The following is a 23988-nucleotide window of genomic DNA, read 5'->3' as shown; positions in this document are numbered from 1 at the left end:
GATGAGTCAATTGATTCGGGTGCAAGACCTGCGCGTCGTGGCAGACACCGAAAAAGGTGAGCTGGAGATCGTCAAAGGCGTGAGCTTCGCGCTGGAGAAAGGCGAAGTGCTGGCGCTGATCGGTGAGTCAGGCTCCGGCAAGACCACGATTGCCCTGGCGCTGCTGGGCTATGCGCGGCGCGGCTGCAAGCTGGCCGGTGGCGTGGTTCAGGTCGGCGAGCACGACATGCTCAGCCTGCCGGAAAGCCAGTTGCAAAGCCTGCGCGGCAATCGGGTGTCCTACATCGCGCAAAGCGCTGCAGCAGCCTTCAACCCTGCGAAAAAGCTGATCGACCAAGTGATCGAAGGCGCATTGATTCATGGTCTGGGCAGTCGCTCGGACCTCCAGCGAAAAGCCGTCGATCTGTTCCGCGACCTGGCGTTGCCGAACCCGGAAACCATTGGCCAGCGCTATCCGCACCAGGTGTCGGGCGGGCAGTTGCAGCGGGTCATGGCAGCCATGGCGCTGATCAGTGATCCGCTGTTGGTTATCCTCGACGAGCCGACCACCGCGCTGGACGTCACCACCCAGATCGACGTGCTGCGTGCGTTCAAGCGTGTGGTGCGTGATCGCGGCGCGACAGCGGTCTATGTCTCCCACGACCTGGCGGTGGTGGCGCAGATGGCTGACCAGATTGTCGTGCTCAATGGCGGGAAGATTATCGAACAAGGCAGCACCGCCGCCTTGCTCAAGGGGCCGGAAGACGACTACACCCGCAGCCTGCTCGACGCCGCCCGGCCCGACGCGAAACTGTCGCCGGCCAGCGACATGGTCAAGGACAGCACACTGCTGACGATCAAGGGCCTGACGGCAGGCTATGGCAAGAAGAACCTGCAAGGCATGCCGATGATCCGGGTGCTGGAAGACATCGACCTGACCATCCGTCGCGGCCAGGCAATTGGCGTCATCGGCGAATCCGGCTCGGGTAAATCGACCCTGGCCCGCGTGGTCGCCGGCCTGCTTGATCCAGCCCACGGCAGCCTGACGTTTGACGGTGCAGCGCTGTCCGGCACGCTGGCAGGAAGAACCAAAGACCAGTTTCGGCGTATTCAGATGGTGTTCCAGAACGCCGACACGGCGCTCAATCCGATGCACAGCGTCAGCGCGATTCTGGCCCGGCCGCTGAAGATGTACTTCAACCTCAAGGGCAAGGCGCTGCGTGACCGCATCCATGAGCTGATGGACCTGGTGCGTCTGCCGCGCGAGCTGGCCGACCGTCGTCCTAACGAGCTGTCGGGCGGTCAGAAGCAGCGCGTCAATCTGGCCCGCGCGCTGGCGGCCAAGCCGGATTTGATCCTGTGCGACGAAGTGACCTCGGCGCTGGATACCGTGGTCGGTGCTTGCATCCTCGAACTGCTCGGCGACCTGCGACGCAAGTTGGGGGTGTCCTATCTGTTCATCAGCCACGACATCTCGACGGTACGCGCGTTGTGCGACGACATTGTGGTGATGTACAGCGGCCACAAGGTCGAGGAAGGCAGTCGTGATGCGTTCAGTCAGACGCCGTTCCATCCGTACACCGACCTGTTGGTGCATTCGGTGCCTGAGCTGCGCCAGGGCTGGCTGGAGAGCTGCGGCGTGACCAGCGGCAAGTTGCCACCGATCAGCGCGCCGTCGAGCACCCCCGAACTGTGCACGTTCCTCAATCGCTGCCCGGTCCGTGTCGAAGGGCTGTGCAACAAGACGGCACCGGGTCGTCGCGTGATAGCCGGTGGCAGCGAGATCCTGTGCCACCGCGACAGCGACGAGCTGCATGCACGTCAGGACAACCTGAATCCTGAAATCATTGGAGCCTATGCATGAACGGCCGTTTTGTAAGACTGGGCGAACGTGATCGGCCTGTGATCAGCCTGACGGTCGATGGCGCACCCATCGAAGCGTTGCAGGGCGACACCTTGATGGTGGCGCTGCTGACCAACGGTGCGGCCCTGCGCCAGTCCGAGTTCGACTCGGGGCGTCGGGCGGGCTTCTGCTTGATGGGTGCCTGCCAGGATTGCTGGGTCTGGACCCGCAGCGGCGAACGCCTGCGCGCCTGCTCCAACGAAGTCCGCGACGGGCTCGACATCGTTACCACACAACCGGAGGCGAAATGGCCACTTCTCCACGGCTGAATGTCAGCCACACGGGCAGCCCTCGTGTGGTCATCGTCGGTGCCGGTCCTGCCGGAACCCGCTGCGCAGAAACCCTGCTGGCCGCAGGTATCAAGCCGATCCTGATCGATGAAAATCGTCGTGACGGTGGGCAGATCTATCGTCGCCAGCCTGAGGGTTTCAAGCGTGATTATTCGGCGCTGTACGGCACCGAAGCGGCGAAGGCGCGGGACCTGCACGAAAGCTTTGACCGCCTGCGTGGCCAGATTGATTACCGGCCCGACACCCTGGCCTGGAACCTTACGGCCGGCCAGCTGTGCTGCGTCAGCAAGGGCCTGCACACCGTTGTGGAATACGACGCGCTGATGCTGTGCGCGGGGGCAACCGACCGCCTGATGCCGATCAAGGGCTGGCAACTGGCAGGCACTTACAGCCTGGGCGGCTCGCAGATTGCGCTCAAGTCGCAGTCGGTTTCCATCGGTCGTCAGGTCGTCTTTATGGGCAGCGGCCCGCTGCTGTACCTGGTCGCCAGTCAATACGTCAAAGCCGGCGCCGACGTGGCGGCAGTGCTCGACACGTCGCCGTTCAGCAAGCGCATCGGCGCGATGCCCAAGTTGCTGGCGCGTCCGGGTCTGTTGTTCAACGGCATGAAATTGCTGGCTCAGTTGTATCGCGCCAAAGTGCCGGTGCACCTGGGGATCAAGCCTGAAGAAATTCTGGGTGACGAACAGGACGGTGTGACCGGCGTACGCGTGCGGCTCGCCAACGGCAACGCCCTGACGGTGGATTGCGACGCGCTGGCGCTGGGTTATCACCTGCGGCCTGAAACCCAGTTGGCCGACCTGGCCGGTTGCGGCCTGCGTTTTGATGAGGCGTCCGGGCAATGGGTGCTGGCGGTCGATGATGATGGACGTACGTCAGTGGCGGGCGTCTACGCCGCAGGCGATGGCGCGAAAATCAGAGGCGCTGACGCCGCCGAACAGGCCGGGCGACTGGCCGCGCTGACGTTGCTGGCCGATCTGGGCAAGCCTGTGGATAACCAGCGTGTGGATAACTTGCGGCAGAATCTGGACGTCATGGATCGTTTCCGTGTCGGCCTGATGGAGGCCTTTCCCTGGCCAGCGGCGCAGGCAAAGGCGCTGCCCGACGAGGCCATTGTCTGTCGCTGCGAGATGATCAGCGCGGGCGAACTGCGCGGTGTGGTGCGCGAAAAGGGCGCCTGCGAAGTCAACCGCGCCAAGGCGTTCAGCCGGGTCGGCATGGGCCGCTGCCAGGGGCGTTACTGCTCCCAGGCCGGTGCCGAGGTGATCGCTGCCGAATCCGGCGTGCCGGTCGAACAGGTCGGTCGCCAGCGTGGTCAGGCCCCGGTCAAACCGTTGTCGATGATGACAGACGAGGTGGTGTCATGAAGCAGCCCAAGGTCGATGTGCTGATTGTTGGCGGCGGCGTGATGGGCGCGGCGTCTTCGTTTTTCCTGCGTCAGCGCGGCAAGTCGGTGACGCTGCTGGAACGCGATGTGATCGGCCAGTACGCCAGCGGCGTGAACTTCGGCAACGTGCGTCGTCAGGGCCGTCATCTGGATCAACTGGAGCTGGCCAATCGTTCATGGGCGCTGTGGAAGCGGCTGCCGCAACTGATCGGTGAAGACCTGGAGTTTCTGCCCAGCGGCCATATGCGCGTCTGCTATCGCGAGGACGAAATCGAGGAGCTTGATGCCTACGCTGCCGCACCGCAGGCGCGTGAACTGGATCTGAAGGTCTATCGCGGCAAGGAGCTGCACGAGCGCTTTCCGTTTTTAGGGCCTGATGTCAAAGGCGGTTCCTACGCGCCCCACGACGGCCACGCCAACCCGCGTCTGGCTGCGCCTGCCTGGGCCCGGGCTGCGATTCGCGCGGGCGCGCGTATCGAAGAGCGCACCGAAGTGCTGCATGTCGAAAAGGTCGGCAAGGAATTTCAGGTCACCACGGTCGATGGCCGTCTCTTCACGGCTGATCAATTGTTGATCACCGCAGGGGCCTGGGGCGAAAAGCTTTCGTCGCAGTTTGGCGAGCCCGTTCCGCTGGAAACCTTTGGCCCACAGATGTCGGTCACTGAGCCGGTGCCCTATGCGCTGCCGACGGTGATTGGCGTCTTCACCAAAATTCCGCATGAGGTGGTGTACTACCGCCAGATCGCACGCGGCAACATCGTGATTGGCGGCGGCATCCGTACCAAGCCGGACATGGTCAACCGCCGTGCGTATTTCGACCCCAACAGCCTCATCAATCACCTGCAGCAGATGCGTCGTCTGTTGCCCGGCGTCGGCAACCTGAACATCATCCGGGTCTGGAGCGGCATCGAGAGCTACACGCCGGATTCGCTGCCGATCATGGGGCCCAGCGGCAAGGTCGATGGGCTGTACTATGCGTTCGGCTTCTGCGGTCATGGTTTCCAGCTCGGTCCGGGCGTGGGCGATGTCATGGCTGAACTGATCAGCACCGGCAGCACCAGCACCCTGATCAGTCCGTTCGATATCCGCCGTTTTGCTGCCTTCTCAGAACTTGCGAGTAAAGCCTCATGACACCGCGTGCGCTGGACATCTTCAAACGTCTTATTGCCTTCGAAACCGTCTCGTCCGAATCGAACATGGCGCTGATCGACTACGTTCGCGACCTGCTGGCGACCCAAGGCATCGAGTCGCTGATCGTCAAGGACGAGACCGGCAAAAAGGCCAACCTGTTCGCCAGCACCGGGCCGCGAGAGCAGCCCGGTGTGTTGCTCTCGGGACACACCGACGTGGTGCCCGCCGCCGGTCAGGCGTGGACCGTGCCGCCCTTCCAGGCGACGCTGCGCGACGGGCGCATTTACGGGCGTGGCACCTGTGACATGAAAGGCTTCATCGCGCTGGCCATCGACGCCATGCTCGATGCGGCGGGCATGACCCTGACGCGTCCGCTGCAACTGGCCTTGTCCCACGACGAGGAAATCGGCTGTGTCGGCGTGCGGCGCTTGCTGGATGTCTTGCATCTCGCGCCCGTGCGGCCGTTTCTGTGTGTGGTCGGCGAGCCGACGTTGATGCAGTTTGCCGTTGGCCATAAGGGCAAGAGTTCGTACCGCACCTATTGCCGGGGTCAGGAAGCGCACTCTTCGCTGGCACCGCGTGCGGTCAACGCAATCCATCTGGCCAGCGATTTCATTGCCGAACTGCGCAAGAGCCAGAAGCAGGTCGAGCAGCAGGGCGTGCGCGACGAAGGCTATGACATTCCGTACAGCACCGTGCACATCGGCCGCATTGACGGCGGCAAGGCGCTGAACATCGTGCCCAATCTCTGCACGCTGGAGTTCGAGTACCGCAACCTGCCGGGTGATGATCCCGACCAGTTGCTGGAGCAACTGCGCGAGCGCGCCGAGGTGCTGGTCCGTGAAGCCAGGCAGCTGTCCGGCGTGGCGGCCATCGACATTGAAATCATGAACGAATACCCGGCGCTGGAGACCCATCCCACGGTTGAGGCCGTGCGCATGCTGCACGCGTTTGCCGAGCCCGGCACGCAGCACATCAAGGTTTCGTACGGCACCGAAGGCGGCCTGTTCGCCGGGCGACTCAACGTGCCGGTGGTGGTTTGCGGACCGGGCTCCATCGAGCAGGCGCACAAGCCTGACGAGTTTATCGAAGAGAGCCAGATGAACGCCGGTGAGCGTTTTCTGCAAAGTCTGCTGGGTTCGCTGAAGCAGTAGACGCTGCCGTGCGGGCGCAAATTTCAGCAGTGCCAGCCGCCTGCACGCGCTGCTTTCAGCATCCTGGACTGTGATGGCTGCTTAGACTGGCAGTCATCCCGGAACAGGACTCGACCATGCTCAAGACTCAACTGAAAGACCCCAGCCTGCTGGTAGAACGCGCCTACGTCGATGGGCAATGGATCGTGGCCGACGATGGCGCGACGCTGGACATCACCGACCCGGCCACCGGCGACGTCATCGCGCAGGTGCCAGCCCTGCAAGGCGCGCAAACCCGCCTCGCCATTGAAGCCGCCGAGCGCGCCTGGCCAGCCTGGCGCGCGCGCCCGGCCGCTGAGCGTGCAGGTCTGCTGGAGCGCTGGCATCAGGCGATGCTGGAGAACGTCGAAGACCTGGCCTTGATCATGACCCTTGAGCAAGGCAAGCCGCTGAACGAGTCACGGGGCGAAATCCGCTACGGTGCCAGCTTCGTCAAATGGTTCGCCGAGGAAGCCCGTCGCTCGTACGGCGAAACCATTCCTGCGCCGAGTGCGGACCGTCGCCTGATGACGCTCAAGCAGCCGGTGGGTGTCTGTGCTGCCATCACCCCGTGGAATTTCCCGAACGCGATGATCACCCGCAAATGCGCGCCCGCGCTGGCCGCAGGCTGCCCGATAATCGTCAAACCCTCGGACCTCACCCCGCTGTCGGCACTGGCGCTGGCGGTGCTGGCCGAGCGCGTGGGCATTCCGGCCGGCGTGTTCAACGTCATCACCGGTATGCCGACCGGCATCGGCGAAGAGCTGACCAGCAACCCGGTGGTGCGCAAGATTTCGTTCACCGGCTCCACCCCGGTCGGGCGTCTGCTGATGCGCCAGAGCGCCGAGCACATCAAACGCCTCAGCCTTGAGCTCGGCGGCAACGCACCCTTTATCGTGTTCGATGACGCCGATCTGGAGCAGGCCGTCACCGGCATCATGCTCAGCAAGTTTCGCAATGCCGGACAGACCTGCGTGTGCGCCAACCGCATTCTGGTGCAGGACGGCATTTACGACCGATTTGCCGCACGTCTGGTGGAAGAGGTTGCCAAACTCAAGGTCGGCAACGGTATGGAAGAGGGCGTGACCATTGGCCCGTTGATCAACCCGGCGGCGGTCAGCAAAGTGGCCCGGCACATTGACGACGCCCTGAGCCAGGGCGCGAAACTGCTGTGTGGCGGCCTGCCGGAGGGCGAAAGCCAGTTCGTCCAGCCTACCGTGCTGGGCGATGCTCACGCAGGCATGCTGCTGGCCAACGAAGAAACTTTCGGCCCGGTCGCGCCGCTGATGCGTTTCACCGACGAAGCCGAGGCGCTGGCGCTGGCCAACGCCACGCCTTACGGGCTTGGCGCGTATTACTTCACCCAGGACCTGCGTCGCTCATGGCGTTTTGGCGAGGCGCTGGAGTTCGGCATGGTGGGGCTCAACACGGGCATCATTTCCATGGAGGTCGCGCCGTTCGGCGGGGTGAAACAGTCCGGGCTGGGTCGTGAAGGCTCCAGCTACGGCCTGGACGAGTACCTGGAAGTGAAAGCGTTTCATATCGGCGGGCTGTGAGGGCTGTCTGAGAAGACGCGTCTGACACCACGAAAAACGCCGCAGGCTCAAAGAGCCTGCGGCGTTTTTTGTTGCTCAGCCTGAATCAGACGGTGTGCAGGTACCAGTTGTACTCGAGGTCGGAGATGGAGTGTTCGAACTCCTCCAGCTCGCTCTCTTTACAGGCCACGAAGATATCGATGTATTTCGGGTCGATGTACTTGGCCATGACCGCACTGTCGTCCAGCTCGCGCAAGGCATCGCGCAGGTTGTTCGGCAGGCTTTGCTCATGCTGCTCGTAGGAGTTGCCTTCCACGGGCGCGCCAGGCTCGATCTTGTTGACCAGACCGTGGTGCACGCCTGCCAGCACTGAAGCCATCAGCAGGTACGGGTTGGCATCGGCACCGGCAACGCGGTGTTCGATACGTACGGCGTCGGCAGAGCCGGTCGGAACCCGAATGGCAACCGTGCGGTTGTCCAGGCCCCAGGTCGGCGAGTTGGGTACGTAGAACTGAGCACCGAACCGGCGATACGAGTTGACGTTCGGGCAAAGGAACGCCATCTGCGCCGGCAGGGTCTCGAGCACACCGCCGATCGCATGACGTAATGCGGCGTTCTGCTCGGGATCCTCGCTGGTGAAGATGTTCTTGCCATCGCGGTCCAGGATCGAGATGTGGACGTGCAGACCGTTACCTGCCTGACCCGGATAGGGCTTGGCCATGAAGGTCGTGTCCATTTCGTGGTCGTAGGCGATGTTCTTGATCAGGCGCTTGAGCAATACGGCGTAGTCGCATGCCTTGATAGGGTCGGCCACGTGGTGCAGGTTCACTTCGAACTGCGCCGGGGCACTTTCCTTGACGATGGCGTCGGCCGGAATGCCTTGCTCTTTCGCACCTTCCAGAATGTCCTGGAGGCAGTCGACGTATTCGTCGAGGTCGTCGATCAGGTAGACCTGTGTCGAATGCGGGCGTTTACCGGAGATCGGCGAGCGCGGAGGTTGTGGGCGGCCGTTCACGTTCTCCTGATCGATCAGGTAGAACTCAAGCTCGAACGCGGCGCAGATGGTTAGGCCCATTTCGTCGAACTTGGCCACCACCTGGCGTAGAACTTCACGCGGGTCGGCGAAGAACGGATCGCCTTCCAGTTCATGCATGGTCATCAGCAATTGCGCAGTAGGGCGCTTTTGCCAGGGTTCATTGCACAGGGTGTCGGGAATGGGATAGCAGATTCGGTCAGCATCACCGATGTCCAGGCCCAGGCCGGTGCTTTCCACCGTGGAACCATTGATATCCAGAGCAAATAAAGAGGCCGGCAGGTTAATGCCTTTCTCGTAAACCTTATGGAGGCTGGTGCGTTCGATGCGTTTGCCACGCACCACACCATTCATATCTGCAATCAGAAGGTCAACGTAAAGAACCTCAGGATGTTCCTTAAGGAACGCGTTCGCTTCGTTAAGCTGAACGGCACGCGGGGGTACCGACATGATGCAACACCTTTGTTGTTAAAAATATCAATCATCAATGGTTACGGGTCTCAGTCAATCCGAAAGCCATGATGAAGTCAATAGCGCTTTAATCTGCCCTGAAACGGCGCAAAACAGTCTTTTTTGCTGCCATTTGGGGCGTTTTATTCAAGCTGAAGCCGTTGTTAAATTGGAGCTAGAGCGGCCTGTCTTTTATTTTTAACGGGTTGTTGTATAAAAAAATGAACACGACTAAGCTCGATTGCAACCCATAAATCAATAATACCGGGGGTTCAATGCTTCGCCTTCCCTTGACCGGCATGAGGATGTTCGACCTGCAGAACGGTCATCATGCCTGTGGTATCAGTGCGCATGGTGCGCTGTCGCCAGTTGCGAAGCCACCCGGATTGCCATTGGGCCTCACCCGTTTCACTTTCAATGCCCGACACTATCACTATAGCGGCCTCGCCAGTGTGACGGCGGCTGTGTGGAATTATGTCAGTGCAGGTGTCACCTTACGCCTTCTTGGCTCCTTAAACGAGTTGTACACCATGACGCCGATGCGTCTGAAAAACGCCTGATTACGATCAGGACACCAAAACCCTGAGGTATTTATGAGTACCAACCTCGACCAGCTCACCGATTGGTTGAAAGAACACAAGATCACCGAAGTCGAGTGCATGATGTCCGACCTCACCGGGATCACGCGCGGCAAGATCTCCCCGACCAACAAATTCATCGCTGAAAAAGGCATGCGCCTGCCTGAAAGCGTATTGTTGCAGACGGTGACCGGCGACTACGTAGAAGACGAGATCTACTACGAGTTGCTGGACCCTGCCGACATCGACATGATCTGCCGTCCCGACCAGAACGCGGTGTATCTGGTGCCTTGGGCCATCGAGCCGACCGCGCAGGTCATTCACGATACCTACGACAAGCAAGGCAATCCTATCGAGCTGTCGCCGCGCAACGTGCTCAAGAAAGTGCTCAAACTCTATGCCGACCAGGGCTGGCAGCCTATCGTGGCGCCGGAGATGGAGTTCTACCTGACCAAGCGCAGCGACGACCCCGACTACCCGCTGCAGCCTCCGGTCGGCCGCTCGGGGCGTCCGGAAACCGGTCGCCAGTCGTTCTCCATAGAAGCGGCAAACGAGTTCGATCCCCTGTTTGAAGACGTCTACGACTGGTGCGAACTGCAGAACCTGGACCTGGACACGCTGATCCACGAAGACGGCACCGCACAGATGGAAATCAATTTCCGTCATGGCGATGCCCTGTCACTGGCCGACCAGATTCTGGTGTTCAAGCGCACCATGCGCGAAGCGGCGCTCAAGCACGACGTCGCGGCCACCTTCATGGCCAAGCCCATGACCGGCGAGCCCGGCAGCGCCATGCACCTGCACCAGAGCATCATCGACATCGAGACCGGCAAGAACATCTTCTCCAATGAAGACGGCACGATGAGCGAGCTGTTTCTCAATCACGTCGGTGGCCTGCAGAAATTCATTCCCGAGCTGTTGCCGCTGTTCGCGCCCAATGTGAACTCGTTCCGCCGCTTTCTGCCGGACACCTCGGCGCCCGTGAACGTGGAGTGGGGCGAAGAGAATCGCACTGTCGGTCTGCGTGTGCCGGACGCCGGCCCGCAGAATCGGCGGGTGGAAAATCGCCTGCCGGGCGCTGACGCCAACCCGTACCTAGCCATTGCTGCCAGCCTGCTGTGCGGTTTCATCGGCATGGTCGAGGGCATCAACCCCAGCGCGCCTGTGGTGGGTCGGGGTTACGAGCGCCGCAACCTGCGCCTGCCGCTGACCATCGAGGATGCGCTGGAGCGGATGGAAAACAGCAAGACCATCGAAAAATACCTGGGCAAGAAATTCATCATCGGTTACGTCGCGGTCAAGCGCGCCGAGCATGAAAACTTCAAGCGCGTGATCAGCTCCTGGGAACGCGAGTTCCTGCTCTTCGCCGTTTGACCCGGTAGAGCGCCGCTGTGCGAGGCGGCGCTCGACTTACTGACCTGATTAAGGACGTGCTGTATGAGTGCCAACCAAAACCCGCAAACCCTCGAATGGCAAGCCCTGAGCAGCGAGCATCACCTGGCACCGTTCAGCGATTACAAGCAACTGAAAGAGAAAGGCCCGCGCATCATCACCCGTGCCGACGGCGTGTATCTGTGGGACAGCGAAGGCAATCGCATTCTGGATGGCATGTCCGGCCTGTGGTGCGTCGCCATCGGCTATGGCCGCGAAGAGCTGGCCGACGCTGCCAGCAAGCAGATGCGTGAACTGCCTTATTACAACCTGTTCTTCCAGACCGCTCATCCGCCGGTACTGGAGCTGGCCAAGGCGATTTCCGATATCGCGCCCGAGGGCATGAACCATGTGTTTTTCACCGGTTCCGGCTCCGAAGGCAACGACACCATGCTGCGTATGGTTCGTCATTACTGGGCGCTCAAGGGGCAGCCGAACAAGAAGACCATCATCAGCCGCATCAACGGCTACCACGGCTCCACGGTGGCGGGCGCAAGCCTGGGCGGCATGACCTACATGCACGAGCAGGGCGACCTGCCGATTCCCGGTATCGCTCACATCCCGCAGCCGTACTGGTTTGGAGAAGGCGGTGACATGACGCCGGATGAGTTCGGCATCTGGGCGGCGGAGCAGCTGGAGAAGAAAATTCTCGAACTGGGCGTCGACAATGTCGGTGCGTTCATCGCCGAGCCGATTCAGGGCGCAGGCGGCGTGATCGTGCCGCCTGACACCTACTGGCCGAAGATCAGGGAGATCCTGGCGCGCTACGACATTCTGTTCGTTGCCGATGAAGTGATCTGTGGTTTCGGCCGCACCAGTGAGTGGTTCGGTAGCGATTTCTATGGCCTCAAGCCCGACATGATGACCATCGCCAAAGGCCTGACCTCAGGCTATGTGCCCATGGGCGGTCTGGTGGTGCGCAATGAAATCGTGGCCGTGCTCAACGAGGGTGGCGATTTCAACCATGGTTTCACGTATTCAGGGCATCCGGTCGCCGCCGCTGTGGCGCTGGAGAACATTCGTATTCTGCGCGAAGAAAAGATCGTCGAGCGGGTCAAGTCGGAAACGGCACCATATTTGCAAAAGCGTTTGCGTGAGTTGAACGATCACCCTCTGGTGGGCGAAGTGCGCGGTGTCGGCCTGTTGGGCGCCATCGAGCTGGTCAGGAACAAGGCGACGCGCGAGCGTTACACCGACAAGGGCGCAGGCATGATCTGTCGAACCTTCTGCTTCGACAATGGCCTGATCATGCGGGCTGTGGGTGACACCATGATCATCGCGCCGCCTCTGGTGATCACGTTCGAGCAGATTGACGAACTGATCGAAAAGGCTCGCAAGTGCCTGGACCTGACTCTGGCGGCACTGGAGGGGTAAAAGATTGTTATCCGGTGCAGCGTTTGCATTGCGCCTCCCACAGGAAAGTGAGTCTTCAGTGGCTAGCGTTTTGTTTGATGAAAGGCAGTTTCACACAGAAAAAAGCGTTTCTTCAGCGGGATATGGGCGGTTCGGCAGGTGTCGGCTTGAAAGCCTGCCCTTGAACTTGCCAGACTACTGGCTACAAGCCGCTAATCTAATCGGTCAGTGATAAAAAACATTGGAGCTACGCATGAAAAAATTTGGCAAGACCCTTCTCGCTCTGTCCCTGATGGGCGTCATGGCCGGTGCTGCACAGGCTGATGACAAGGTGCTGCACGTCTACAACTGGTCCGATTACATCGCACCGGACACCATCGCCAAGTTCGAGAAGGAATCGGGCATCAAGGTGGTGTACGACGTTTTCGACAGCAACGAGACGCTCGAAGCCAAATTGCTGGCCGGCAAATCCGGTTACGACATCGTCGTGCCATCCAACAACTTCCTCGCCAAGCAGATCAAGGCGGGCGTCTATCAGGAACTGGACAAGTCCAAGCTGCCTGACTGGAAGAACCTGAACGAATCGCTGCTCAAGGCCGTGTCGGTCAGCGACCCGGGCAACAAGCACGCCTTCCCGTACATGTGGGGCTCGATTGGTATCGGCATCAACCCGGACAAGGTCAAGGCCGCGCTGGGTGCCGACGCTCCGGTGAACTCCTGGGACCTGCTGTTCAAGCCCGAGAACGCTGCCAAGCTGAAGTCGTGCGGCATCAGCTTCCTCGATTCGCCTACCGAGATGCTGCCGATTGCCCTGCATTACCTGGGCTACCCGACCGACTCGCAAGACAAGAAGCAGCTGGCCGAAGCCGAAGCACTGTTTATGAAGATCCGCCCTTCGATTGGCTACTTCCACTCGTCCAAGTACATCTCGGACCTGGCCAACGGCAACATCTGCGTAGCCGTGGGCTACTCGGGTGACATCTACCAGGCCAAATCCCGTGCTGAAGAAGCGGGCGGCAAGGTCAAGGTCAGCTACAACATTCCGAAAGAAGGTGCTGGCAGCTTCTACGACATGGTCGCCATTCCCAAGGATGCCGAAAACGTCGACGGTGCCTACAAATTCATGACCTTCCTGATGAAGCCGGAAATCATGGCCGAGATCACCAACGCGGTGCGCTTCCCGAACGGTAACGCAGCCGCCACGCCTCTGGTCGACAAGGCAATCACCAGCGATCCGGGCGTTTACCCGCCTGCTGACGTGCAGGCCAAGCTGTATGCCATCGCGGATCTGCCTGCCGCGACCCAACGGATCATGACCCGCAGCTGGACCAAGATCAAATCAGGTAAATAAGCCTGTCATGAAACCTGTGGAAGCTGCGTAGCCCTCGGCCGCGCAGCTTCCAACAGACAGGAATATTGCCGAAAACTTTGCTGGTTGGACTCATAGACGGTAAGTTGCGCGCCGGTTTTGTCGTCCGGATGCCATCCGGCTTTCAGGCCTCTCTGTTAAAAGGATTCATGTTTTGTCTATTTCTAATTTCTCCAAAGCCTTGCTGGTGACCGCCGGGCTGACACTGGCAGCCAGTGCTCAGGCCGAATCCACCGTGCATATTTATAACTGGTCCGATTACATCGGCAAGACCACGCTGGCAGACTTCGAAGCGGCGACCGGCATCAAACCGATGTACGACGTGTTCGATTCCAACGAAACCCTGGAAGCCAAGCTGCTGGCCGGGCGCACCGGCTACGACGTGGTGGTGCCGTCCAACCACTTCCTGGGCAAGCAGATCAAGGCGGGCGCGTTTCAGAAACTCGACAAGTCGCTGCTGCCCAACTACAAGAATCTGGACCCGGCGCTGCTCAAGCGCCTGGAGAAGAACGACCCTGGCAACCAGTACGCTGTGCCTTACCTGTGGGGCACCAACGGCATCGGTTACAACGTCGAGAAGGTCAAGGCCGCGCTGGGCGTCGACAAGATCGACTCCTGGTCGGTGCTGTTCGAGCCTGAGAACATCAAGAAGCTGTCCAGCTGTGGCGTAGCGTTCCTTGACTCTGCGGACGAGATGCTGCCGGCCATGCTCAACTACCTCGGGCTTGACCCCAACAGCACCAAGGAAGCGGACTACAAGAAGGCCGAAGCCAAGCTGATGGCGATTCGTCCTTACGTGACCTACTTCCATTCCTCCAAATACATCACTGACCTCGCCAACGGCGACATCTGCGTGGCAGCCGGTTTCTCGGGTGATGTGTTCCAGGCCAAGGCCCGCGCCGAAGAAGCAGGCAAGGGCGTCAAGCTCGCGTACAGCATTCCGAAAGAAGGCGCCAACCTGTGGTTCGACATGCTGGCCATTCCGGCTGACTCGAAGAACATCAAGGCCGCCAGCGCCTTCATCAATTACCTGCTCGATCCCAAAGTGATCGCTCAGGTCAGCGATGAAGTCGGTTATGCCAACCCCAACCCTGCTTCGGGTGAGTTCATGGATCAGGCGATCCGCACTGACGCCGCAGTCTATCCGCCTCAGGACGTGCTGGACCGGTTGTTCGTGAACAGCGAGTTGCCACCCAAGGTGCAACGTCTGATGACCCGCAGCTGGACCAAGGTCAAGTCGGGCAAATAACAATCCAGCGCCCGGCCGTCTTGGCCGGGCTGCCTATCATGTTGGGAGTTTCACCCATGGCAGTTGCCTCCGGCGCCTACAAGAAAGCCCTCGAAGGCGGTCAGCAACCCAAACAGGTGCTGGTCAAGATCGATCGCGTCACGAAAAAATTCGACGAGACGATTGCTGTGGACGACGTGTCCCTGCAAATCAACAAGGGCGAAATCTTTGCCCTGCTCGGTGGGTCGGGTTCCGGCAAGTCCACGCTGCTGCGTATGCTGGCCGGTTTCGAGCGTCCTACCGAGGGCCGTATTTACCTCGATGGCGTCGACATCACAGACATGCCGCCGTATGAACGTCCGATCAACATGATGTTCCAGTCCTACGCGCTGTTCCCGCACATGACCGTGGCTGACAACATCGCCTTCGGCCTCAAGCAGGACAAGCTGTCCAGATCGGAAATCGACGCCCGTGTGGCCGAAATGCTCAAACTGGTGCAGATGACCCAGTACGCCAGGCGCAAGCCGCACCAACTCTCGGGTGGTCAGCGTCAGCGCGTGGCGCTGGCTCGCTCGCTGGCCAAGAAGCCCAAGCTGTTGCTGCTCGACGAGCCGATGGGCGCGCTGGACAAGAAACTGCGCTCGCAGATGCAGCTGGAACTGGTGGAAATCATTGAGCGCGTAGGCGTGACCTGCGTCATGGTGACCCACGATCAGGAAGAGGCCATGACCATGGCCGAGCGGATCGCGATCATGCACCTGGGCTGGATCGCCCAGATCGGCAGCCCGATCGACATCTACGAAACCCCGACCAGCCGACTGGTGTGTGAGTTCATCGGCAGCGTCAACCTGTTCGAAGGCGAAGTGATCGAGGACATGGAAGGCCACGCGCTGATCCGCAGCCCCGAGCTTGAGCGCAATATCTACGTCGGCCACGGTGTGAGCACCTCCGTGGAAGACAAGAGCATCACCTACGCACTGCGCCCGGAAAAACTGCTGGTCACCACCGAGCAGCCGGCCTTCGAGTACAACTGGTCGCGCGGCAAGGTCCACGACATCGCCTATCTGGGTGGCCATTCGGTGTTCTACGTCGAACTGCCCGGTGGCAAGCTGGTGCAGTCGTTCGTGGCCAATGCCGAGCGTCAGGGTGCCCGACCGACCTGGGGCGATGAAGTCTACGTGTGGTGGGAAGACGACAGCGGCGTGGTACTGCGCTCATGAAAATCCGCAAGATCAAGCGCGCCTTCGAGCGCATCAAGCCCAATGGCCGGCAGATGGTCATTGGCGTGCCGTTCCTCTGGCTGTTTCTGTTCTTTGCCCTGCCGTTCCTGATTGTCATCAAGATCAGCTTCGCCGAGGCCGACGTCGCGATTCCGCCGTACACGGAAATCCTCAGCTACGCCGATGAAAAGCTGCAGCTGGTGCTCAACCTCGCCAACTACACCTTGCTCACCGGCGATGACCTCTACGTTTCGGCGTATCTGGGCTCGCTGAAAATGGCTTTCATCAGCACGCTGCTGTGCCTGTTGATTGGCTACCCGATGGCCTATGCCATTGCCAATGCGCGCAAGGATATCCAGACCGTTCTGTTGCTGCTGATCATGATGCCGACCTGGACGGCGATCCTGATCCGCGTCTATGCCTGGATGGGCATTCTCAGCAACAACGGCCTGCTCAATGCGTTCCTGATGTGGCTGGGCCTGATCAACGAACCGTTGCAGATCCTCAACACCAATCTGGCGGTGTACATCGGCGTGGTCTATTCCTACCTGCCGTTCATGATTCTGCCGCTGTATGCCAACCTCGTGAAACACGACACCAGCCTGCTGGAAGCTGCGTCCGACCTGGGTTCGAGCACCTTCAACAGCTTCTGGAAAATCACGGTGCCGCTGTCCAAGAACGGTGTGATCGCCGGCTGCATGCTGGTGTTCATCCCGGTGGTGGGCGAGTTCGTGATTCCCGAGCTGTTGGGCGGTCCGGAAACCCTGATGATCGGCCGCGTGCTGTGGCAGGAATTCTTCAACAACCGTGACTGGCCTGTGGCTTCGGCGCTGGCGGTCATCATGCTGCTGGTGCTCATCGTGCCGATCATCCTGTTCAACCGCAGTCAGGCCAAAGAACTGGAGGGCAAGGCATGAAGAGCTTTCGATTTTCGAACCTGGTGCTGATCCTCGGCCTGCTGTTCATCTACGCGCCGATGGTCATTCTGGTCATCTACTCGTTCAACGCCTCGCAGCTGGTGACGGTCTGGGGTGGCTGGTCGGTGAAATGGTACGTTGGCCTGCTGGACAACTCGCAACTGATGGGCTCAGTGATGCGCTCGCTGGAAATCGCCTGCTACACCGCCATTGCGGCAGTGGCGCTGGGGACGATGGCGGCGTTCGTGCTGACCCGCATCACACGCTTCAAGGGCCGTACCTTCTTCGGCGGGCTGGTCACGGCACCCCTGGTGATGCCGGAAGTGATCACCGGTCTGTCGCTGTTGCTGCTGTTCGTGGCGATGGCGCAACTGATCGGCTGGCCACAGGAACGTGGCATCGTGACCATCTGGATCGCGCACACCACGTTCTGTGCCGCTTATGTGGCGGTGGTGGTGTCGGCGCGGTTGCGTGAGCTGGACCTGTCGATCGAAGAGGCAGCGATGGACCTGGGCGCGCGGCCCTGGAAGGTGTTCTTCCTGATCACCATCCCGATGATCGCGCCATCGCTGGCGGCGGGCGGCATGATGTCGTTTGCGCTGTCGCTGGACGACCTGGTGCTGGCGAGCTTCGTTTCCGGGCCTGGCTCGACCACCCTGCCGATGGAAGTGTTCTCGGCGGTGCGTCTGGGTGTGAAGCCTGAGATCAACGCCGTGGCAAGTCTTATCCTGCTGGCGGTGTCGATGGCGACCTTTCTGGTCTGGTTCTTCAGCCGTCGTGCGGAAAACAACCGCAAGCGTGCGATCCAGCAAGCCATCGAGGAAAGCGCCGCCGACTCATGGAAACAACCCGACCCACGCCGCGCGCCCGCGGCGTGAGGGTCGAACCTGTGGGAGCGAGCTTGCTCGCGAAGGCTGTGTTTCAATCGATGCATCTCTGACGAGTGTATCGGCCTATTCGCGAGCAAGCTCGCTCCCACGGCTCATTCAGCTCTACGCAGCGGCAACGATGAGCGGGGAGCGACAGTCGCGATCAGGGCCTTCTGTCAGCGCCCCGGCACAAACTTCAACACCCCTTCAGTATGCTCAGCCACATCCTGTTCGCTGAAGTGCTGCGTCACGTACTGGCCATTGATGAACGCCTTGGCCTGATCCGCGTAGTGCTTGTCGAACGGCACGCCGCTTTGCCCTACCGGGTTGATGCCCAGGCTGTTGGCCGGGTCGGCGAAGTCGATCAGGCGGCGGGTCGAGGGGCCGTAATTCACGGGCCACGGCGCAGGCCGAATGCTTGAGGACAGATTGTTAGGCACTTCATGGGTGCCTGGCGCAGGGTAAGGGCCGACGTTAAGCACTTTATCCAGCGGCTTCTGCGAGCCCATCGGATGGCCTTGGGTCAGGGTGTGGGCCTTGCCCCAGACCCATTCGTCCGGGTTGTTGCCGTACAGGGATTTCAAGTGCGAGACGCTGGCACGCCAGGCGACCTTGACGGTGTTGGCCCGGCTTTCCTCGTGGGGTGAATTGCGGTTGTTCCACCAGGGCGAATCAGCGTCGGCGGCCAGGCGCGGCAGCGCCATGTCCAGCGCACGGGTCGAGAGCAGCGTCTCGAACAAGGCATCACCCAGTTCGTCATGGAAGGTTTCTTCCGTGATGTCGAACAGGAATTGATTGAACAGCGTCGCACCGACCGAATCCACCGTGTAGTTGCCATCCCAGCTGGCCAGTCGCTCGACCAGCGCCTGCTCTTCGGGGTCGCTGACCACGCGGCGCAGGACCGGGATCAGCGGCCTCAGAATGCTGGGTGCGTAGTCGGTCTGTGTGCCCAGTTGCAGCTTCTTGCTGGCCTCAAGGTCCCACTTCACCGAGGCGTCGCTCAATTGACGGTTGAGCTGCTGGCCGCGCTCGGCCGGGTTGTAGTAGCCCGGAATCGACATGCCGGTGGGCGACAGCGGCTGAAAGTTGGCGGACACGATGTAGCCACGTGCCGGGTTTTCCTCGTGTGGGTTGGCGCTGAACGGGTAGAAGCCCAGCTTGTCGGCCTGGGCTGTGCTGCCATCCAGAATGAAAGTCGGTGTGACGCCGTCCGGCCGGATCGGCAGTTGCGCCGCGGCCCACCAGCCAATGTCGCCACTGGCGTTGGCCCAGACAATGTTCAGGCCCGGCGACTGAATCTTCTCGGCCGCGTTGCGCATCTTCTCCAGCGTGTTGGCGCGGTTGGCCTCGTAGAAACCGTCCAGCACCGGGTTTTCCGAGACTAGAAACGACCACCACATCGCGATAGGGGTCTGGCCCGCGTTTTTGCCCATCGCATTGTTGACGATAGGGCCGTGCGGCGAATCCAGCAGCGTCAGGCTGACAGGCGCCTGGCCCTTGACCGCAATCGATTGTTCGGTTCGAGTCATGTCCACCCACTGGCCGTGATACCAGACCTGATTCGGATTGTCCGGGTTGGTCTTCTCGGCGATCAGGTCCACGTCATCGTTCTGGAACATGGTCAGGGTCCAGCCGAAGTCCATGTTGTGGCCCAGAAACGCGAACGGGTTCAGCGCCTGAAAATGCCCGTACAGCTCGAAACCCGGTGCCGAGAGCTGCGCTTCGTACCACACCGACGGCACCGAGAAGCGAATGTGCGGATCACCCGCCAGAATCGGTTTACCGCTTTGCGTGCGGCTGCCGGAAATCGCCCAGGCGTTGCTGCCTTCGAACTGAGGCAGCCCGGCCTGTTCGAAGGCTTCATTGCTCAGCTTCGCCAGTGCGCTCAGGCCTTTCCAGTCTGCGCCGGCCAGCGCGGGCGTCTGCCCCAGCATGCCGTCCGGGTGCCAGTCCAGGTCGAAGACCCTCAGGTATTGCGGGCCGAGTTGATCACGCACGTAGGTCAGCAACGGCTCGGTCCGAAAGGCGGCCGCAAAGCTGTAAGCCAGGTAGCCGCCGATGCTGAGGGTGTCTTCGGCACTGAAAGGCCGTTTGGGGATGCCCAGCGCATCGAACTCCATCGGCCTTGCGTGGGTGTCCTGATACTGGTTGATGCCGTCGATATAGGCTTCCAGAGCCTTCCACATCGGGGTGTTCTTGTCCTGACGCGCCACATAGGCCGCTGCATGGTCACGAATGCGCAGGCTGCGGAACAGTTTGTCGGTCTCGATCAGCCCGGGGCCCATGACTTCTGCCAGTTCGCCACGCGACAGGCGTCGCAGCATTTCCATCTGGAACAGGCGATCCTGCGCATGCACGTAACCCAGGGTGCGGTACAGATCCGCTTCATTCCCGGCCCGGATATGCGGCACGCCACGCTCGTCGTAACGCACGCTGACGGGTGCCTGCAAATGGCTCATGGCGATCTCGCCGTCGCGCACCGGCTGCTTGGAGTGGACGTACCAGCCCGCACTACTGGCAACGATGGCGATGATGATGGCTAGAACGATCAGGCTGCGTTTCATCCGGTTCCTCTGGGGGTGGTGTACGGCGGGGATGAAGGCTACCGTTTTGGTTCGGGGCTGGGTAGTGAAGATACCCGGCGGATACAATGTGCGTTGGCCTGGCTTGCCATCGCCGGGCAGACAGCAGAATATCCTGTGATTGAGTTCTCGCCGCCCTTGCTTATACCTGGAAGCCCCATGTCCACCACGTTCGACCCCGATCATCTGCGCGCCAGCCTGCTGCCGCTGAGCGTCATCGATCCGCTTTCCCTGGATGGGCAGGCGTATCAGCGTTTCTATGGGCTCGCCGGGCTGGGCGGGGAGAACGTTATCCGCAGCTGGCTCGGGCGGCTGGACGTGGCGGGGTACGAGATCGTCGGGCAGGTCTGGGTACCGGAAAACGCAGTAGCGACCCTGTTCCTGTTTCACGGTTTCTATGACCACATGGGCCTGTATCGCCATGTGATCGAATGGGCGTTGGGCCAGGGCTTTGCAGTGATCTCGTGCGACCTGCCTGGGCATGGGCTTTCCAGCGGGAGCCGGGCGAGCATCAACGACTTCGCGGAATACCAGGCCGTGCTCCAGCAATTGCTGCTTGAAGCGCAAACCCTCAGGCTGCCGCAACCCTGGCACCTGTGCGGGCAAAGCACCGGTGGCGCCATCGTGATCGATCATCTGCTCAATCAGGGCGCTGACAGCCCTGCGCAAGGTCAGGTCATTCTGCTGTCGCCTCTGGTGCGACCGCGCGCCTGGGGCTGGTCGCGGCTCAGCTATTACCTGCTCAAGCCTTTCGTGACCGGTATCGCTCGGCGCTTCACCGAAAACTCCAACGCTCCGGCCTTCCTGCCGTTTCTGCTGGCAGACCCGTTACAGCCCAATCGGCTGCCAACGGCCTGGGTCGGTGCGCTGGCGCAATGGATAGTGCGTATCGAAAGCGCACCCCGCAGCACACGCAGCCCGCTGATCATTCAGGGCGAAGCGGACATGACGGTGGACTGGTCGCACAACCTGACCGTGCTGAAGGAAAAGTTCAGCGAGCCGCAGATCCTGATGCTCGGCCATGCCCGCCATCATCTGGCCAACGAGCTGCCCGAGCTGCGCACGCGGTACTTCGATTTTCTGGCGGCGCGGCTGCGTTAAGGCTTCTGGGTACCGGCCGACAACGCCTTGACCTGGCGGCGCAGACGGAAGTTGTCGACGGCCAGCGTCACAGTCGTGATCAGGCCAAGCACAGCAAATGCGTCCTGCCCCAGTTCCTTCCAGAACAGCGAGGCCAGAAGCGCCATGGCGATTGCGGTGGCGAGCAATGCGATGGAGTCTTTCATAAGTCCTTTTTGATAATGACTGCAAGCTTACTGCGCGGGATTCAGACTCGACGTGCTTTGCCCGACCGCCAGCCCTGCGCGGATCGCGGCGAGCGCTGCCTGATAATAGGCCTTGCCTTCAGGTGATTCGGCGAACGTGGAGAACTCTTCGAGTTCAGGGTCCGACAGGTCGCGGTAGACATAGAGCAGCGTGTTGTTCAGGTCTGCGCTGATCTGCGCCATCAGACGCTCGCGCTGACCTTCGAGCATGCCTTGCGCCTGACCGCCGCCCAGCAGGCCGGGGATCATCTGGCTCAGGCTGTCGGCAGCGACACCGGCGATGGCCAGGCTGACTTCGGCACCGGCCTGCTTGGCGGGCAGCGCCTGGGCCAGGTGGCCGATCAGTAGTTGACGCGTGGCGTCGGCTTCGATGTGCGGCAGCCCTTCGGCATGCTGTGCCAACTGATCGGCACGGGTGGCGGTCAGTTCGGCGTTGACGATCTTGCGGCCCAGCGGCGACTGGAAGAATTGCAGCGAAGGTGTAGGGTCCTTCAGGCTTTCACGCAGGCGTCGAGCGGCACGCTGATCCATGGCCTGCGGTGCAAAACGCTGATTGCTGTTATTGACCAGCGCCTGGAAGACCGCCGGGGGCAGATTATCGCGGTAGCGCTGTTGCGCAGCTTTCAAGGCATCGTTGAAGTGCGCGCGCTGTTCCGGCCAGCCTGCAGCCTTGTACAACTGGTCATAGCCGTCTGCCCAGGCAGGCACAGTGCAAAACATCAACAACAAAACAAACAAACGGCGCATTAGGGACTCCTGTCGGCAGGTCGCTATTCTCCGGGTGTTACCGTGGACTTGTCGAGTTATGACTGCCCTTGCCGGATGAAAACTGCGGCGTATGACGCCGTGTATACACGCCTCTGTCGGATTTCAGGGCTTATGGATACTATGCACGCCATGCGCATACCCTCCGATCACCCACTGCTGCTACGAATCGTCGATGACCTGGCCGCAAACGGCTGGTCGCAGCAGAATATTTTCATGCCCGAAAGTCTGACCCTTGAACTCGAGCAAGAGTGCCGCAAGCGTGCTGCCGAGGGAGAGCTTGAGCCTGCCGGCATCGGCCGGGGCCTTGCCCATGAGGTGCGTGAGGGCATACGCGGTGACCGGATCCAGTGGCTGGAGGCAGGGCAGGTGAGCTGCTGCGACCGTTATCTGGAGCTGATGGACAGCCTGCGTCTGGCGCTAAACCGTGGTCTGTTCCTCGGGCTTGAGGATTACGAAAGCCATTTTGCCCAATACCCGCCCGGTGCGTTCTACCTGCGGCATGTGGATCGCTTTCGCGATGACGACAAGCGCATGGTCTCGGCGGTGCTGTACCTCAACAACGCCTGGCTGCCGGAGCATGGCGGCCAGTTGCGTATGTACCTCAAAGGCGAGGTGGCGTATGACGTGCAGCCTACGGGCGGGTGCCTGGTGGTGTTTCTCTCCGGTGAGATTCCCCATGAAGTGCTGCCCGCGACCCGTGACAGGCTCTCGCTGACCGGCTGGTTCCGGCGCCGTGGCGACGACGTTTTTGCCTGAGTCGCGTCCTGGGTTCATGAAAACTGTTTCATCAAGTCATTCAGCTGTTGAGCGGGCGGTCGAGCTATCTTTGCTGAGTCCGACATTCCGTCAACCGAGTCTGGAGAAATCATGAAGCTGCTATTTTCTGGCGCTGTTGCGAGCGTTCTGCTGAGCGCTTCCCTGCTGGTCAGCGCCGCCGACATTCCGCGCACGGCCTCGCCTGCAGGTGCCGAGGTCTACATCATCTCGCCCAAAGATGGCGAAACCGTGACGTCGCCCTTCAAGGTGCAGTTCGGTCTCAAAGGCATGGGTGTTGCGCCCGCCGGGGTGGATGTTCCGGAAACCGGCCACCACCATCTGCTGATTGACGTGAAAGACCAGCCGTCGATGGACGCGCCGTTGCCCATGACTGACAACATCCGCCACTTCGGCAAGGGCCAGACCGAAACCGAAGTGAACCTGCCGCCCGGCCAGCACACCCTGCAACTGTTGGTGGGCGACAAGAGCCACATCCCGCTGAACCCGAGTGTCGAGTCCAGGAAGATCACTATCAATGTGAAGTGATTTCACGCTGTGTGAGGCTTTACCACGTCTTCGAAGTAACGCTGTCGCGCAGCCAACACCCCAGTGGGAGTGAGCTTGCTCACGAAGAAGGCGGTCCATCCACTGAAACAGGGGCGTGCGAAGCATGGCTTTCGCGAGCAAGCACGTTCCCACGGGGTGAAAACCG

21 protein-coding genes are annotated in these 23988 nt (G+C 60.8%); 17 read left to right on the top strand and 4 right to left on the bottom strand.

Annotated elements, in window-relative coordinates; all coding sequences use genetic code 11:
* The first annotated feature begins 1 nt into the window (after position 1).
* The 6 genes from BUB69_RS22485 (at position 2) to BUB69_RS22460 (ending at position 7418) form a co-directional block, all read left to right on the top strand.
* Positions 2-1843, top strand: coding sequence for an ABC transporter ATP-binding protein (locus BUB69_RS22485; RefSeq protein WP_073170726.1), 1842 nt, complete (start codon positions 2-4; stop codon positions 1841-1843).
* Positions 1840-2151, top strand: a complete 312-nt coding sequence (locus BUB69_RS22480) for a (2Fe-2S)-binding protein (RefSeq protein ID WP_073170723.1) — start codon at positions 1840-1842, stop codon at positions 2149-2151. Before BUB69_RS22485 ends, BUB69_RS22480 begins: the two co-directional genes overlap by 4 nt.
* Entirely contained in the window at positions 2130-3539 is a 1410-nt protein-coding gene (locus BUB69_RS22475; RefSeq protein ID WP_073170721.1) for an FAD/NAD(P)-dependent oxidoreductase, read from the top strand. Before BUB69_RS22480 ends, BUB69_RS22475 begins: the two co-directional genes overlap by 22 nt.
* Positions 3536-4690, top strand: a complete 1155-nt coding sequence (locus BUB69_RS22470) for an NAD(P)/FAD-dependent oxidoreductase (protein WP_073170718.1) — start codon at positions 3536-3538, stop codon at positions 4688-4690. The genes BUB69_RS22475 and BUB69_RS22470 overlap by 4 nt, the downstream gene beginning before the upstream one ends.
* Positions 4687-5844: an acetylornithine deacetylase gene (gene argE / locus BUB69_RS22465; RefSeq protein WP_073170713.1), complete on the top strand. Its 1158-nt coding sequence runs from the start codon at positions 4687-4689 to the stop codon at positions 5842-5844. The genes BUB69_RS22470 and argE overlap by 4 nt, the downstream gene beginning before the upstream one ends.
* A 116-nt stretch (positions 5845-5960) precedes the next feature.
* Positions 5961-7418, top strand: coding sequence for an NAD-dependent succinate-semialdehyde dehydrogenase (locus tag BUB69_RS22460; RefSeq protein ID WP_073170709.1), 1458 nt, complete (start codon positions 5961-5963; stop codon positions 7416-7418).
* A gap of 85 nt (positions 7419-7503) precedes the next feature.
* Here the strand turns inward: BUB69_RS22460 and BUB69_RS22455 are convergent, their stop codons facing one another.
* The gene (locus BUB69_RS22455) at positions 7504-8880 is read right to left on the bottom strand and encodes a glutamine synthetase family protein (RefSeq protein ID WP_024687247.1); all 1377 of its coding nucleotides are present in this window, start codon (positions 8878-8880) and stop codon (positions 7504-7506) included.
* 275 nt (positions 8881-9155) lie between these two features.
* Here BUB69_RS22455 and BUB69_RS22450 point away from each other — a divergent pair, with 275 nt between their 5' ends.
* The 8 genes from BUB69_RS22450 (at position 9156) to BUB69_RS22415 (ending at position 17854) form a co-directional block, all read left to right on the top strand.
* Positions 9156-9440: a hypothetical protein gene (locus tag BUB69_RS22450; protein WP_141121891.1), complete on the top strand. Its 285-nt coding sequence runs from the start codon at positions 9156-9158 to the stop codon at positions 9438-9440.
* A gap of 33 nt (positions 9441-9473) precedes the next feature.
* Positions 9474-10832 (top strand): glutamine synthetase family protein, encoded by a 1359-nt coding sequence (locus BUB69_RS22445; RefSeq protein WP_024687246.1) that lies wholly within the window; start codon positions 9474-9476, stop codon positions 10830-10832.
* A 63-nt stretch (positions 10833-10895) separates the two neighbouring features.
* The gene (locus tag BUB69_RS22440; RefSeq protein ID WP_073170702.1) at positions 10896-12263 is read left to right on the top strand and encodes an aspartate aminotransferase family protein; all 1368 of its coding nucleotides are present in this window, start codon (positions 10896-10898) and stop codon (positions 12261-12263) included.
* A 232-nt stretch (positions 12264-12495) separates the two neighbouring features.
* Positions 12496-13593: a polyamine ABC transporter substrate-binding protein gene (locus tag BUB69_RS22435; protein ID WP_073170699.1), complete on the top strand. Its 1098-nt coding sequence runs from the start codon at positions 12496-12498 to the stop codon at positions 13591-13593.
* 172 nt (positions 13594-13765) lie between these two features.
* Entirely contained in the window at positions 13766-14860 is a 1095-nt protein-coding gene (locus tag BUB69_RS22430) for a polyamine ABC transporter substrate-binding protein (protein ID WP_073170696.1), read from the top strand.
* 56 nt (positions 14861-14916) lie between these two features.
* Positions 14917-16059, top strand: coding sequence for a polyamine ABC transporter ATP-binding protein (potA, locus tag BUB69_RS22425; RefSeq protein ID WP_073170692.1), 1143 nt, complete (start codon positions 14917-14919; stop codon positions 16057-16059).
* Positions 16056-16976, top strand: coding sequence for an ABC transporter permease subunit (locus BUB69_RS22420; protein WP_073170687.1), 921 nt, complete (start codon positions 16056-16058; stop codon positions 16974-16976). The genes potA and BUB69_RS22420 overlap by 4 nt, the downstream gene beginning before the upstream one ends.
* Positions 16973-17854: an ABC transporter permease subunit gene (locus tag BUB69_RS22415; RefSeq protein ID WP_024687240.1), complete on the top strand. Its 882-nt coding sequence runs from the start codon at positions 16973-16975 to the stop codon at positions 17852-17854. The genes BUB69_RS22420 and BUB69_RS22415 overlap by 4 nt, the downstream gene beginning before the upstream one ends.
* Before the next feature lie 167 nt (positions 17855-18021).
* Here BUB69_RS22415 and BUB69_RS22410 read toward each other — a convergent pair whose 3' ends face one another.
* Positions 18022-20409, bottom strand: a complete 2388-nt coding sequence (locus tag BUB69_RS22410; RefSeq protein WP_073170684.1) for a penicillin acylase family protein — start codon at positions 20407-20409, stop codon at positions 18022-18024.
* Positions 20410-20586: 177 nt separating this feature from the next.
* Between BUB69_RS22410 and bipL the strand changes: the two genes are divergently transcribed.
* Positions 20587-21528, top strand: coding sequence for a phospholipase BipL (gene bipL, locus BUB69_RS22405; protein ID WP_073170681.1), 942 nt, complete (start codon positions 20587-20589; stop codon positions 21526-21528).
* Here bipL and BUB69_RS22400 read toward each other — a convergent pair.
* Positions 21525-21713 carry a hypothetical protein gene (locus BUB69_RS22400; RefSeq protein WP_073170678.1) on the bottom strand — a complete coding sequence of 63 codons (189 nt, stop codon included), beginning with the start codon at positions 21711-21713 and terminating at the stop codon, positions 21525-21527. The two genes, bipL and BUB69_RS22400, sit on opposite strands and share 4 nt — an antisense overlap.
* A 27-nt stretch (positions 21714-21740) precedes the next feature.
* On the bottom strand, positions 21741-22499 hold the full coding sequence (locus BUB69_RS22395; protein ID WP_073170674.1) for a DUF2059 domain-containing protein: 759 nt from the start codon (positions 22497-22499) through the stop codon (positions 21741-21743).
* 141 nt (positions 22500-22640) lie between these two features.
* On the opposite strand from BUB69_RS22395, the gene BUB69_RS22390 reads away from it, so the two are divergent.
* Together BUB69_RS22390 and BUB69_RS22385 are read left to right on the top strand one after the other, a co-directional pair.
* Positions 22641-23276, top strand: a complete 636-nt coding sequence (locus tag BUB69_RS22390) for a 2OG-Fe(II) oxygenase (protein WP_175561832.1) — start codon at positions 22641-22643, stop codon at positions 23274-23276.
* A gap of 111 nt (positions 23277-23387) precedes the next feature.
* Positions 23388-23822 (top strand): DUF4399 domain-containing protein, encoded by a 435-nt coding sequence (locus BUB69_RS22385; protein WP_073170668.1) that lies wholly within the window; start codon positions 23388-23390, stop codon positions 23820-23822.
* The last annotated feature ends 166 nt before the right edge of the window (positions 23823-23988 follow it).

It is taken from the genome of Pseudomonas asturiensis, assembly GCF_900143095.1.
Taxonomy (GTDB): domain Bacteria; phylum Pseudomonadota; class Gammaproteobacteria; order Pseudomonadales; family Pseudomonadaceae; genus Aquipseudomonas; species Aquipseudomonas asturiensis.
The sequence above is the reverse complement of the archived record's forward strand: the minus strand, read 5'-3'. Positions and strand labels throughout refer to the sequence as shown.

Coding starts and splice junctions, on each gene's coding strand:
- BUB69_RS22390 (WP_175561832.1), top strand. CDS start 22,641: ATGCACGCCATGCGCATACCCTCCGATCACCCACTGCTGCTACGAATC.
- BUB69_RS22455 (WP_024687247.1), bottom strand. CDS start 8,880: ATGTCGGTACCCCCGCGTGCCGTTCAGCTTAACGAAGCGAACGCGTTC.
- potA (WP_073170692.1), top strand. CDS start 14,917: ATGGCAGTTGCCTCCGGCGCCTACAAGAAAGCCCTCGAAGGCGGTCAG.
- BUB69_RS22420 (WP_073170687.1), top strand. CDS start 16,056: ATGAAAATCCGCAAGATCAAGCGCGCCTTCGAGCGCATCAAGCCCAAT.
- BUB69_RS22450 (WP_141121891.1), top strand. CDS start 9,156: ATGCTTCGCCTTCCCTTGACCGGCATGAGGATGTTCGACCTGCAGAAC.
- BUB69_RS22440 (WP_073170702.1), top strand. CDS start 10,896: ATGAGTGCCAACCAAAACCCGCAAACCCTCGAATGGCAAGCCCTGAGC.
- BUB69_RS22400 (WP_073170678.1), bottom strand. CDS start 21,713: ATGAAAGACTCCATCGCATTGCTCGCCACCGCAATCGCCATGGCGCTT.
- BUB69_RS22475 (WP_073170721.1), top strand. CDS start 2,130: ATGGCCACTTCTCCACGGCTGAATGTCAGCCACACGGGCAGCCCTCGT.
- BUB69_RS22480 (WP_073170723.1), top strand. CDS start 1,840: ATGAACGGCCGTTTTGTAAGACTGGGCGAACGTGATCGGCCTGTGATC.
- BUB69_RS22415 (WP_024687240.1), top strand. CDS start 16,973: ATGAAGAGCTTTCGATTTTCGAACCTGGTGCTGATCCTCGGCCTGCTG.
- BUB69_RS22445 (WP_024687246.1), top strand. CDS start 9,474: ATGAGTACCAACCTCGACCAGCTCACCGATTGGTTGAAAGAACACAAG.
- BUB69_RS22435 (WP_073170699.1), top strand. CDS start 12,496: ATGAAAAAATTTGGCAAGACCCTTCTCGCTCTGTCCCTGATGGGCGTC.
- BUB69_RS22410 (WP_073170684.1), bottom strand. CDS start 20,409: ATGAAACGCAGCCTGATCGTTCTAGCCATCATCATCGCCATCGTTGCC.
- BUB69_RS22470 (WP_073170718.1), top strand. CDS start 3,536: ATGAAGCAGCCCAAGGTCGATGTGCTGATTGTTGGCGGCGGCGTGATG.
- BUB69_RS22385 (WP_073170668.1), top strand. CDS start 23,388: ATGAAGCTGCTATTTTCTGGCGCTGTTGCGAGCGTTCTGCTGAGCGCT.
- bipL (WP_073170681.1), top strand. CDS start 20,587: ATGTCCACCACGTTCGACCCCGATCATCTGCGCGCCAGCCTGCTGCCG.
- BUB69_RS22395 (WP_073170674.1), bottom strand. CDS start 22,499: ATGCGCCGTTTGTTTGTTTTGTTGTTGATGTTTTGCACTGTGCCTGCC.
- BUB69_RS22485 (WP_073170726.1), top strand. CDS start 2: ATGAGTCAATTGATTCGGGTGCAAGACCTGCGCGTCGTGGCAGACACC.
- BUB69_RS22460 (WP_073170709.1), top strand. CDS start 5,961: ATGCTCAAGACTCAACTGAAAGACCCCAGCCTGCTGGTAGAACGCGCC.
- argE (WP_073170713.1), top strand. CDS start 4,687: ATGACACCGCGTGCGCTGGACATCTTCAAACGTCTTATTGCCTTCGAA.